Genomic DNA, 12888 nt, shown 5'->3' with positions numbered 1-12888 from the left:
CTGGGCGTGACGGTGGCCATGGGAAACGCAGGTGTGCCGTGCACGTCGGCTTTTCCCGTGGTAACAACACACTGTCCTGCCCAACAAAAAAAGGCCCCGGATCGCTCCGGGGCCTTTCGCGTTTCAATCAAGCGGGGATCAACGATCCGGACGGTGTGCCGTGTTGGTATCGCCCTGGCGTTCCAGGAACTCCTTGGACGGTTCGTCCAGCTTGTCGCCCAGCATGCGGCGGACCACCACGAAGAACACCGGGATCATCAGCAGGCCGAGGAAGGTGGCGAACACCATGCCGCCGATCACGCCCGTGCCGATGGCGTGACGCGCGTTGGCGCCGGCACCGGTGGAGATCGCCATCGGGATCACGCCCATGATGAACGCGAACGAGGTCATCAGGATCGGGCGGAAGCGCAGGCGCGCCGCCTCGATGGTGGCATCGCGCAGGTTCCTGCCCGCCGCCCGCTGCTCCACCGCCAACTCCACGATCAGGATCGCGTTCTTGGCCGCAAGACCAATCACCGTGATCAGGCCGATCTTGAAGTACAGATCGTTGGGCAGCCCGCGAGCCAGCGAGAACGCCAGCGCACCCAGTACGCCCAGCGGCACCACCAGCAGCACCGCCACCGGGATCGACCAGCTTTCATACAGCGCCGCAAGGCACAGGAATACCACCACGATCGACAGCACCAGCAGCAGGGTTGCCGCGTTGCCGGCCAGGATTTCCTGGTAGGACATGCCCGACCAGTCGTAGCCGAAGCCCGGCGGCAGGTCGTCCTGCACGATCCGCTCCATCGCCTGCATCGCTTCGCCCGAGCTCTTGCCCGGTGCCTGCGAACCGACGATGTTGATCGCCGAATAGCCGTTGTAACGGCTCAGCGACGGCGGGGCCGACACCCACTCCGACTTCACCACCGTGCTCAGCGGAATCATCGCCGGGGTTCCGTCGGCGTTCTTCTGCAGCGCGCTGGGGGTGTAGAAGCTGTTCAACGACTCGGCACCGGTCCGGAACGGACCGTCGGCCTGCATCGTGACCCGCTTGATGCGGCCCTCGTAGAAGAAGTCGTTCACGTACACCGGCGCCAGCATCAGCTGGATCGTGCTGTATACGTCCGACACCGACAGGCCCATGGTCTGCGCCTGCACGCGGTCCACGTGCAGCTGCAGCTGCGGGGCGTTTTCCAGCCCGTTCGGGCGCACGCCGGTGAGCAGTTCCTTCTCCTCGGCCGCCTTGCCCAGCAGGATGTTGCGCGCCTGCGTTAGTTGTTCGAAGCCGGCACCGCCACGGTCCTGCAGCCACATGTCGAAGCCGCCGAACTGGCCCAGGCCCTGCACCGTCGGCAGGTTGACCACGAAGATCTGCGCTTCCTTGATCCCGTAGAACGCGCCGTTCATGTTGCCGATGAACTCGGGCACCGTGATATCGCGGTCCGCCCATGGCTTGAGCCGGATGAAGCCCATGCCCACGTTTTCACCGGAACCGACGAAGCTGAAACCGGCCACCTGCAGCATGCCCTCGAAACCATCCTGCTTTTCCAGGATGCCGCGCATCTGGGCGAAGGTCGCGTTGGTCTGCGCCTTGGTCGAGCCCGGCGGCAGCTGCACGATCGCCAGCGCATAGCCCTGGTCTTCTTCCGGCAGGAAGCTGCCGGGCATGCGCGTGAACAGGAAGCCGCACAGCACGGTGAGCACCACGAACAGGATCATCCAGCGCGGCGCATGCTTCACCGCCGAGGTGATGTGGCCCACGTAGGTGCCACTGACCTTGTCGTAGTACTTGTTGAAGGTGCGGTACACCACGTTCGGCTCGCCGTGCGTGGGCTTGAGGAAGGTCGCGCACAGCGCCGGGGTGAAGCCCAGCGCAAGGAAGGCCGAGAACGCCATCGCGATGGCGATGGTCAGCGCGAACTGCTTGTAGATCTCGCCGGCCGCGCCGCCCTGCAGCGCCGAGGGGATGAACACCGCCGCCAGCACCACGGTGATGGCCACCACCGCGCCGGTGATCTGGGTCATGGCCTTCTGGGTCGCGGCCTTCGGCGGCAGCTTCTCCTCGGTCATGATGCGTTCGACGTTCTCGATCACCACGATGGCGTCATCGACCACGATGCCGATCGCCAGCACCATCGCGAACAGGGTCAGCTGGTTGATGGTGAAGCCGATGATGCTCATGCCCAGGAACGTGCCGAGCAGGGCAACCGGGATGACGAGGGTTGGAATCAGCGTGGCGCGGAAGTTCTGCAGGAAGATCAGCATCACCAGGAAGACCAGCACGATCGCTTCGATCAGGGTCTTGACCACTTCTTCGATCGAGATCTTCACGAAGGTGGTGCTGTCGTACGGCGAGAACCAGCTTACCCCGGCGGGGAAGCTCGGCTGCAGCTCGTCCATCTTGGCGCGCACCGCGTCGGCCACGTTCAGCGCGTTGGCGCCGGGCAGCAGCTGGATCGCGAAGGCACCGGTCGGCTTGCCGTTGTACTGCGTGTCGAAGCCGTAGTTGTTGGCGCCGAAAGCGATACGCGCCACGTCCTTGAGCATCACCCGCGAGCCGTCGGCGTTGGCCCGCAGGATGATGTTCTCGAACTGCTCGGGCGAGCTGAAGCGGCCTTCGGCCGAGACCGTGGCGGTGAAGTAGTGCCCGGCCGGGGACGGGTCCGAACCCAGCGAACCGGCGGCGAACTGCACGTTCTGCGCCTTGATCGCGGCCAGTACCTCGCTGGCCGAGAGACCATAGCCCTGCATGCGTTCCGGGTTGAGCCAGATGTTCATGGCGTACTCGGAACCGAACTGCTGGGTGCTGCCCACGCCGGGAATACGCGAGATCTGGTCGAGCACGCGCGAACCGACGATGTCGTTGAGCGCATCGCGGGTGATCGACTCACGGTCGGACTGCAGCGCCACCACCATCAGGAAGCCGGCGTTGGCCTTGGCCACCACCACGCCCTGCTGGGTCACCTCGGTAGGCAGGCGCGGCGTGGCCAGCGACACCTTGTTCTGCACCTGCACCTGCGCGATGTCCGCGTCGGTGCCGGTTTCGAAGGTCAGGGTGATCTGTGCACGACCGTTGGAGGCCGAGGAGGAACTGAAGTACAGCAGGTGATCGATACCGGTCAGCTGCTGCTCGATCACCTGGGTGACCGACTTTTCGGTGGTGTCGGCGCTGGCGCCGGGGTAGGTGGCGCTCACCGTCACCTGGGGCGGTGCGATGCTCGGGTAGGACTCCACGCCCAGACCCAGGATCGAGATCACGCCCGCAAGCGAGATCAGGATCGCGACCACCCAGGCGAATACCGGGTGTTCAATGAAAAATTTAGGCATGACGGACAGTTCCCGTTATTGCTTGGTCGGTTCGGCAGCCGGAGCGCCGTCGGACGGCTTGGCAGCCGGGTCGGCAGGCGCCGCGGCGGCATCGGCCGGTGCGGCAGCGGCCTGGCCGGCTGCCGCCGGGGCAGCCCCGGCCGGGGCCTGGCCGTTGCCATTGGCGGCGGCCGGGGTCCACGGCTTGGCCGTGGCCGGTGCGCCTTCCTTGACCTTCTGCACGCCCGCCACGATCACCTGGTCGCCGGGCTCCAGGCCGCTGCTGACCAGCCAGTTGCTGCCCTGCTGGCCTTCGGTGACGACGTTGCGGCGCAGGACCTTGCCGTCCTTGCCGACCACCATCACGAAGCCGCCGATGGTGTCACGCTGCAGCGCCTGCAACGGCACCAGGAACGCATTCTTGCGCTCGCCCAGCGCCGCCTGGAAGCTCACGAACGAGCCCGGCAGCAGGATCTTGTCCGGGTTCGGCAGTACCGCGCGCAGGGTCACCGCGCCGGTGGACGGGTCGACCACGGCCGAGGAGTAATCCAGGGTGCCCGGGTGCTCATAGGCGGTGCCGTCGGCCAGCTTCACCTGCACGGTCGACTTGCCGTCGCCGGCCAGGGTCACCGCGCCCTTGGCCTGGGCCTGGCGCAGCTGGGTGAGCTCGTCCGAGCTCATCGAGAAGTTGACGTACAGCGGGTCCAGCTGGTCCACGGTGGTCAGCAGGGTGATGTCGCCCTGGCCGACCAGCGCGCCTTCGGTGACCTGCTGCTTGCCGGCGCGGCCGTCGATCGGCGAGGTGACCTGGGCATAGCCGAGGTTGATCTTGGCGTTCGACAGCGAGGCCTGGGCCTGCTGCACGGCGGCGGCGGCGGTGCGTTCGGTGGCTTCAGCGGCATCCAGGTCGGACTTGGAGACGAACTTCTGCGGGGCCAGCGAACGGGCGCGGGCGGCGGCGGCCTTGGCGTTGGTGTAGGTGGCCTGGGCCGAGGCCAGTTCGGCCTGCGAGGCATTCAATGCGGCCTGCAGCGGGGCCGGGTCGATCAGGAACAGCACCTGGCCCTGCTTCACGTCCTGGCCTTCCTGGTAAACGCGCTTGAGCAGCACGCCGGGCACGCGGGCGCGCACGTCGGCACTGCGGTACGGCGACAGGCGGCCGACCAGCTCACGCTGCAGCGGCAGGGTGTCGGCCTTGGCCTCGATCACGCCCACTTCCGGCGGCGGGGGCGTCTGTTGTTCCTCCTTCTTGCAGGCGGTCAACGCGACGGCGACTGCGCACGACAGCGCAAAGGTGCGGAGTGGGGCGATCATCAGGAGAAACTCCGGTGTTGGTTTGAATGCGGTAAGCGGACCGCTTCCGGCGCTGCGAAGGCACGCAGGAAGCTGTCCACGGAAAATTCGGCCCAGCGGCGCCGCTGCGAAGCGTCAGCACGATGGGGGGTGTGGAAGCGTTGTTTCTCGAAATCCAGCCCGGCGATCATGCTCAATAGCAGCTCGGCCATGAAGTGCGGGTCGTCATGGCGAAGCAGGCCCTCGTTCACGCGCTGCTGGATCCATTCAGCCAGGTGAAGGGCGAGCGCACCTGCGCCATCCCGATAGAGGGAACGCGCTTCCTCGGGAAACTGGGCCGACTCGGCTGCGATCAACCGGCAGGCCTGGGCCACGTGCGGTTCGTTGAAATGATCCAGGTAGTCGAAGGCGAACTGCAGCAGGCAGCCGCGCAGGTCCTCGCCCTCCAGCGCACGCAGGCCGGCCGTGGCCCGGCACAGGTGGCGTTGCAGCACCCGGCGCAGCAGTTCCTGCTTGCTGCCGTAGCGGCTGTACAGGGTCTGCTTGGAACACCCTGCCTGCTGCGCCACGGACTCCATGCTCAGCTGCATGCCCTGGATGGCCATCAGATCGCGCACGGCATCGAACACGCGGTGATCGCGCGCATCCAGCACGGCGGCGGCAGGGGTGGGGGAGTTCACGCGGTGGACTATACCGTCCAGTTCAGAATTGGTGAAGCATTCCTTTCGGCACTGTTCCCCTGCGACGTCGTCGAGTTGTCACCGCGCGCGGCGATGCTGGCGTACACGGGATGGATGCAGCGTTTTCCATACTCTGGCGCATTGGGAGCGCGCGACGTAAACGCCACCCAACCCGCAAACCCTTATTCCGTCCTGCAGCAAGGTGTTTTCGTGCGGTAGGGCTACAATTTCACCTTTCCAACTGGGCAACACGCACCGCTCTGCCATGAAACCGCAAAAAACAGCAGCCAAGACCGTGAAAAAAACGACCAAACCAGCCGATACGCAGACTGTTTCGCCAGTGGGCTTCTCGCTGGAACCGGTGTACACGGCCTTGCGCAAGCGTTACCCGGCGGCCGGGCAGGCCGAGGCAGTGGCGTTCGCCGCAGACTTCTACAAGCGCATGGAAGCGGATGAGTTCCCGCACCACACGGTTGAGGAGTGGGCTGCGCTGGCCGGCGACACGCTCGAGTTCGCCCGCGTGCGCAAGGCCGGCAAGGCCAACGTGCGCGTGTTCAATCCGACCCTGAAGGCCAATGGCTGGGAGTCGGCGCATACGGTGCTTCAGATCGTCAACGACGACATGCCGTTCCTGGTCGACACCGTGACCATGACCCTCTCCGACCATGGCGTCGGTGTGCACGTGCTGGGCCACCCGGTGATCCGCTTCACGCGCGACAAGGCCGGCAAGCTGGCCAAGGTGGGTGAGGGCACGGCCGAATCGGTGATGCTGCTGGAGATCGACCGCCAGCCGGCCGAGGCCATGGCCGACGTGGAATCGGCCATCGTCAAGGCGCTGGAGGAAGTGCGTGCCATCGTCGGCGACTGGGAGGCCATGCGCAGCAAGGCGCTGGCCCTCGCCGACGACCTGGGTACCCGCCAGCTGCCGGTGGACGATGCCTCGCGCAGCGAAGCGCAGGCGTTCCTGCGCTGGGCCGCGGACAACCACTTCACCTTCTTCGGCTACCGCGAATACCGGGTCGAGAAGCAGGGCAAGGAAGATGTACTGGCGCCGTTGAACGACACCGGGCTGGGCCTGATGCGCGGCAAGGACAAGTCCGCCGCGCGCCCGGTCAAGACCCTGGCCGCGCAGGGCCTCAACGCCACCACCGGGTTGAAGGACGCGCTGATCCTGACCAAGACCAACGCGCGTTCGCGCGTGCACCGCGCCGGCTACATGGACTACATCGGCGTGCTGGAATTCGACGCCAAGGGCAGGATCATCGGCGAGCAGCGCTTCCTGGGCCTGTTTACCTCCAGCGCCTACAACCGCCGCCCGTGGGAGATCCCGCTGGTGCGCCAGCGCCACGAATACGTGATGAGCCAGTCCGGCCTGGCCCCGGCCAGCCATAGCGGCAAGGCCCTGCGCCACATCCTGGAAACCCTGCCGCGCGAAGAGCTGTTCCAGTCCAGCGAGGACGAGCTGTACCGCACCGCCATGGGCGTACTGGGCCTGCAGGAGCGCGTGCGCAGCCGCCTGTTCCTGCGCCGCGACAAGTACAGCCGTTTCATCTCCGCGCTGGTCTACCTGCCGCGCGAGCGTTTCAACACCGACGTGCGCCTGCGCATCGAAGCGATGCTCAAGGACGCGCTGCAGGGCGAGTACGTGGACAGCTCGGTGGTGCTGGGCGAATCGCCGCTGGCCCAGGTGCACCTGATCGTACGCCCGAAGGCCGGCCAGACCCTGGAAGTGGATACCAGCGCACTGGAACAGAAGCTGGCCCAGGTGCTGCGCAACTGGCAGGACGACCTGCGCGAAGCGCTGGTGGCCCGCCATGGCGAATCCGAAGGCCTGCGCATCGCATCGCGCATCGGCAAGGCCCTGCCGGCCGGGTACATCGAAGATTCCAGCACCGAGATCGCGGCCAACGACGTCAGCCAGCTCGATGCGCTGACCGGTCCGGACGACCTGCGCCTGAGCCTGCAGGCCGTGCAGCGCGAGGGTGGCGAGGGCCTGCGCCTGAAGCTGTACCGCCAGCTTGACGACATTCCGCTGTCCGACGCGCTGCCGATGATGGAAAACATGGGCCTGCGCGTCATTGCCGAGCGCCCGTACCGCCTCACCGTCGACAACGCGCCGGTGTATGTGCAGGACTTCGAAGTGGAGTCGGTGGCCGGTCCGATCGACGCAGCCAGCGCCGATGCCGCCTTCGGTGAAACCTTTGCCCGGGTCTGGCACGGCGACGCTGAAAACGATGGTTTCAACCGCCTGGTGCTGTCGGCCGGCCTGCACTGGCGCCAGGTCGCCATGCTGCGCGGCTACTGCAAGTACCTGCTGCAGACCGGCGTGCCGTTCTCGCAGGCCTACGTGGAAGGCACGTTCACCCGTTATCCGCTGCTGGCGCGCCTGCTGGTGGAACTGTTCGAAGCCCGCTTCGACCCGGCCACCGGCCATGAGGACAAGGCGGCGATCGCCGAAGGCCAGGCCGACCTGCGTGCGCACCTGGAGGTGCTGTCCGGCGGCGACGAGGCCACCCTGAAGGTGCTCAAGACCGTGGTCGATGCCCGCAAGGGCGACCGCACGTCGCAGATGGATGCGGCGCGCGACGCGCTGCTGAAGCTGATGGACCGCGTCTCCAGCCTGGACGAAGACCGCATCCTGCGCAGCTTCATGGGCGTGATCGACGCCACCCTGCGCACCAGCTACTACCAGACCGATGCACAGGGCCGCCCGGGCCACGTGATCAGCTTCAAGTTCGATTCGGCGCTGGTGCCGGACCTGCCCAAGCCGCGCCCGTACCGCGAAATCTTCGTGTACGGCCCGCGCGTGGAAGGTACCCACCTGCGCTTCGGCGCGGTCGCCCGTGGCGGCCTGCGCTGGTCGGACCGTCGCGAAGACTTCCGTACCGAAGTGCTGGGCCTGGTCAAGGCGCAGATGGTCAAGAACACGGTGATCGTGCCGGTCGGTGCCAAGGGCGGCTTCTTCGCCAAGACCCCGCCGGCCAGCGGTGACCGCGATGCGGTGTTCGCCAACGGCGTGGCCTGCTACAAGCTGTTCATCCAGGGCCTGCTGGACATCACCGACAACATCGTCAACAACAAGATCGTGCCGCCGGTGGACGTGGTCCGCCACGACATGGACGACCCGTACCTGGTGGTGGCGGCCGACAAGGGCACCGCGACCTTCTCCGACATCGCCAATGGCCTGGCCATCGACCACGGCTTCTGGATGGGCGATGCATTTGCGTCCGGTGGTTCGGTCGGTTACGACCACAAGGGCATGGGCATCACCGCACGCGGTGCGTGGGAGTCGGTCAAGCGCCACTTCCGTGCGCTGGGCCGTGACAGCCAGACCCAGGACTTCACCACGGTCGGTGTCGGCGACATGTCCGGCGACGTGTTCGGCAACGGCATGCTGCTGTCGCGCCACATCCGCCTGCTGGCCGCGTTCGACCACCGCCACATCTTCCTGGACCCGAACCCGGACGCTGCCACCTCGTTCGTCGAGCGTGAGCGCATGTTCACCGTGCCGCGGTCGAGCTGGGCGGACTACGATGCCAAGCTGATCAGCAAGGGCGGCGGCATCTACCCGCGCACCCTGAAGTCGATCGAGATCACCCCGCAGGTGCGCGAAGCGCTGGGTCTGGAGGACAACGTCAAGGCGCTGTCCCCCAACGACCTGATGAGCGCCATCCTGAAGGCGCCGGTGGACCTGCTGTGGAATGGCGGCATCGGCACCTACGTCAAGGCGGCGACCGAGCAGCACAGCGACGTCGGCGACCGCGCCAACAACGCGCTGCGCGTCAACGGTGGCGAGCTGCGCTGCAAGGTGGTGGGCGAGGGCGGCAACCTGGGCATGACCCAGCTCGGCCGCATCGAAGCGGCCCAGGCCGGCGTGCTGCTCAACACCGACTTCATCGACAACTCGGCCGGTGTGGACACCTCCGACCACGAAGTCAACATCAAGATCCTGCTCAATGACGTGGTGCGGGCCAAGAAGCTGACCGTGGACGCGCGCAACAAGCTGCTGGCGTCGATGACCGACGAAGTGGCCGACCTGGTGCTCAACGACAACTACCGCCAGAACCAGGCGCTGAGCCTGATGGAGCGGATGGCGGTCAAGCGCCTGGGGTCCAAGCAGCACTTCATCCGCACCCTGGAAAAGCAGGGCCTGCTGGATCGCCAGATCGAGTTCCTGCCGTCCGACGCCGAGCTGTCGGCGCGCAAGGCGCGTGGCCAGGGCCTGACCCGTCCGGAGCTGTCGGTGCTGCTGTCGTATTCCAAGCTGGTGGCGTTCGCGCAGCTGCTGGAATCGGACATCCCGGAAGACCCGTACCTGTCCAAGGAACTGCAGCGTTACTTCCCGACGCCGCTGCAGAAGAAGTACGCCGATGCGATGGAGCGTCACCGCCTGAAGCGCGAGATCATCGCCACGGCCGTGACCAACCAGACCATCAACCGCATGGGCGCCACGTTCCTGATGCGCATGCAGGAGGACACCGGCCGCAGCATCGCCGAGGTCGCCAAGGCCTACACGATCAGCCGCGAAACGCTGGACGCCCGGGCCCTGTGGGCGCAGATCGACGCGCTCGACGGCACCCTGCCGGAGTCGGTGCAGATCGATGCGCTGGAAGTGATCTGGAAGCTGCAGCGTTCGTTCGTGCGCTGGCTGCTGTTCCGCCCCGGCGCGATGCCGGGCATCACCGAGGCCGTCAACCGCTACCAGGCGCCGTTCAACGACATCCGCGACGCGTCCGGCGTGCTGCCCGATTCGCAGCGCCCGGCGTACGAGGCGAGCGTGCAGGAGTGGAAGGACAAGGGCCTGCCGCCGGCGTTGGCACAGCAGCTGTCCGAGCTGCAGTTCCTGGAGCCGGCGTTCGACATCATCGAACTGGCCCGCACCCGCAAGCTGAAGCCGGTGGATGTGTCCAAGGTCCACTTCCGCCTGGGCGATGCCCTGCAGCTGCCGTGGCTGTTCGAGCAGATCGACGCGCTGGAGGTCAATGGCCGCTGGCACGCCGTGGCCCGTGGCGTGCTGCGCGACGAGCTGGCCGCCCATCACCGCAACCTGGCCGCCCAGGTGCTGTCGATGAAGGGAGGCAGCGCGGAGGCCAAGGTCGCGGCCTGGATCGGTCGTGACGACAGCAGCCTGCGCTTCACCCTGTCGATGCTGCAGGAGCTGGCCGAGCAGAAGACGCTCGACTACCCGACGGTCTCGGTGGCGGTGCAGCGCCTGGGCCAGCTGGCGGCCCACGGCGCGTAAACCGCGCCGATGCGTGAAACGAAGAGGCCCCGCCATTGGCGGGGCTTTTTTGTTGGATCACGACCAACGGTCGTGATCTACCGGGATGGATCGCGGTGGGGTGTCATCACGACCAACGGTCGTGATTCACCGGGATGGGGTCACGGTGAGCTGCCATCACGACCAACGGTCGTGATCTACCGGGGTGGGGTCGCTGGTGGGTGTCATCACGACCAACGGTCGTGATCCGCCGGATGGGTCGCGGTGGGGTGTCATCACGACCAACGGTCGTGATCTACCGGGGTGGGGTCGCTGTTGGGTGTCATCACGACCAACGGTCGTGATCTACCGGTATGGATCGCGGTGGGCTGCCATCACGACCAACGGTCGTGATCTACCGGGGTGGGGTCGCTGTTGGGTGTCATCACGACCAACGGTCGTGATCGATCGGGATGGGGCGCGGTGGGGTGTCATCACGACCAACGGTCGTGATCCGCCGGATGGGTCGCGGTGGGTGTCATCACGACCAACGGTCGTGATCTACCGGTAGGTATCGACCGTTGGTCGATACGGGGCCGGCCGCGTTCGTGCGGTTCACGCCCGCGTACGCACGAACGGGGCTCGCCCGGGTATGCTCTCGCCCATGCCCTATCGGGAATCTCCATGAGCGACACCCCCCGCATCGCCTTCCTTGCCAGCAACACCGAGGCGGCCCAGTCGGCCCGCGCGGCCGCGGTGGCACGCTACGGCGACCATGCGCCGGACGCTGCCGAGGTGCTGTGTCCGCTGGGCGGCGACGGTTTCATGCTGCAGACCCTGCACCGGCATGGACATCTCGGCCTGCCGGTGTTCGGCATGAAACTGGGCACCGTGGGCTTCCTGATGAACCAGTACAGGGCCGACGACGACATCCAGGCGCGCATCGCCCGTGCCGAACCGGCCAACCTGCGCCCGCTGGAAATGCTGGCCCTGACCGAATCGGGCACCACCACCGGCTCGCTGGCCTACAACGACGTCTCGCTGCTGCGCCAGACCCGACAGGCCGCGCACATCGGCGTGGACCTCAACGGACAGGAACGCGTGGCCGAGTTGATCGGCGACGGCGTACTGGTGGCGACCCCGGCCGGCAGCACGGCCTACAACTATTCCGCGCATGGGCCGATCCTGCCGCTGGGGTCGCACACCATCGCGCTGACCCCGCTGGCCCCCTACCGCCCGCGGCGCTGGCGCGGCGCCATCCTCAAGGCCGACACCGAGGTGCGCTTCCGTGTGCTCGACCCCTACAAGCGCCCGGTCAGCGTGACGGCCGATTCGCATGAAACCCGCGACGTGGTCGAAGTGACCATCCGCGAATCGCGCGAGCGCCGGGTGACCCTGCTGTTCGATCCGGAACACAACCTGGAAGACCGGATCCTCAGCGAACAGTTCATGTTTTGAAGGACTTTTGACCGCCATGGGCGACAACACCCCCCGTTTGCTGACCGTTGCCGTGACCTCGCGCGCGCTGTTCGACCTGGAAGAGGGCCACGCGCTGTTCGAGGCCGAAGGCGTGGATGCCTACGCCGAGTACCAGCGCAAGCACGAAGACGACGTGCTGCGTCCCGGCGTGGCCTTCCCGGTGGTGCGCAAGCTGCTGGCCCTGAACCAGGGCCAGTCGCCGGAATCGCCGCGGGTGGAAGTGATCCTGCTGTCCCGCAATTCCGCCGATACCGGGCTGCGCATCTTCAACTCCATCCAGCACTACGACCTGGGCATCATCCGTGCCACGTTCACCGCCGGCGAACCGACCTGGCCGTACGTGAAGCCGTTCGGCACCGACCTGTTCCTGTCGGCCAACCCCGAATCGGTACGGCGTGCGCTGCGCCATGGCATCGCCGCGGCCACCATCCTGCCCAAGCCGCCGGGCGAAACCCTCGCTGCGGCCGAACCGGTCGACATGAGCCAGCCGCTGGGCCAGCTGCGCATCGCCTTCGACGGCGACGCGGTGATCTTCGGCGACGAAAGCGAGCGCATCTCGCGCGAACAGGGGGTGGAAGCGTTCGGCCGGCACGAGCGCGAGAACGCACGCGAACCGCTCAGCGGCGGGCCGTTCCGCAACTTCCTGTCGGCGCTGCATACGCTGCAGGCGGTGTTCCCCTCGGGCGAAGACGCGCCCATCCGCACCGCGCTGGTCACCGCGCGCTCGGCGCCGGCGCACGAACGGGTGATCCGCACCCTGCGTGAGTGGGGCGTGCGCCTGGACGAAGCGCTGTTCCTGGGCGGCCGGCACAAGGGACCGTTCCTGGAAGCGTTCGGGGCGGACATCTTTTTCGACGATTCCCAGCACAACATCGACAGCGCCCGCCAGCACCTCAGCGTGGCGGCCGGTCACGTACCGCATGGCGTGGCCAATGATTGACGCCGGTC

The 12888-nt window shown here is 66.6% G+C and carries 6 protein-coding genes; 3 read left to right on the top strand and 3 right to left on the bottom strand.

Going from position 1 to position 12888, the window contains the following annotated elements; all coding sequences use genetic code 11:
- Positions 1-138 precede the first annotated feature (138 nt).
- The 3 genes from ACIGII_RS02410 to ACIGII_RS02400 are packed head-to-tail and all read right to left on the bottom strand — an operon-like array spanning position 139 to position 5261.
- Positions 139-3309: a multidrug efflux RND transporter permease subunit gene (locus ACIGII_RS02410; protein WP_399657394.1), complete on the bottom strand. Its 3171-nt coding sequence runs from the start codon at positions 3307-3309 to the stop codon at positions 139-141.
- A gap of 15 nt (positions 3310-3324) precedes the next feature.
- A complete protein-coding gene (locus tag ACIGII_RS02405) occupies positions 3325-4602 on the bottom strand; it encodes an efflux RND transporter periplasmic adaptor subunit (protein WP_399634812.1) in 1278 nt (425 codons plus the stop codon).
- Positions 4602-5261, bottom strand: a complete 660-nt coding sequence (locus ACIGII_RS02400) for a TetR/AcrR family transcriptional regulator (RefSeq protein ID WP_399634810.1) — start codon at positions 5259-5261, stop codon at positions 4602-4604. Before ACIGII_RS02400 ends, ACIGII_RS02405 begins: the two co-directional genes overlap by 1 nt.
- 265 nt (positions 5262-5526) lie before the next feature.
- On the opposite strand from ACIGII_RS02400, the gene ACIGII_RS02395 reads away from it, so the two are divergent.
- From ACIGII_RS02395 to ACIGII_RS02385, 3 genes are all read left to right on the top strand, one after another.
- Positions 5527-10503, top strand: coding sequence for an NAD-glutamate dehydrogenase (locus ACIGII_RS02395; RefSeq protein WP_399634808.1), 4977 nt, complete (start codon positions 5527-5529; stop codon positions 10501-10503).
- A gap of 642 nt (positions 10504-11145) precedes the next feature.
- The gene (locus ACIGII_RS02390; RefSeq protein ID WP_399634807.1) at positions 11146-11919 is read left to right on the top strand and encodes an NAD kinase; all 774 of its coding nucleotides are present in this window, start codon (positions 11146-11148) and stop codon (positions 11917-11919) included.
- A 16-nt stretch (positions 11920-11935) separates the two neighbouring features.
- Positions 11936-12880: a 5'-nucleotidase gene (locus tag ACIGII_RS02385; protein WP_145481645.1), complete on the top strand. Its 945-nt coding sequence runs from the start codon at positions 11936-11938 to the stop codon at positions 12878-12880.
- The last annotated feature ends 8 nt before the right edge of the window (positions 12881-12888 follow it).

The organism is Stenotrophomonas sp. NPDC077420 (genome assembly GCF_044543385.1).
Classification (GTDB): domain Bacteria; phylum Pseudomonadota; class Gammaproteobacteria; order Xanthomonadales; family Xanthomonadaceae; genus Stenotrophomonas.
This window is presented reverse-complemented; position numbering and strand designations above follow the sequence as displayed.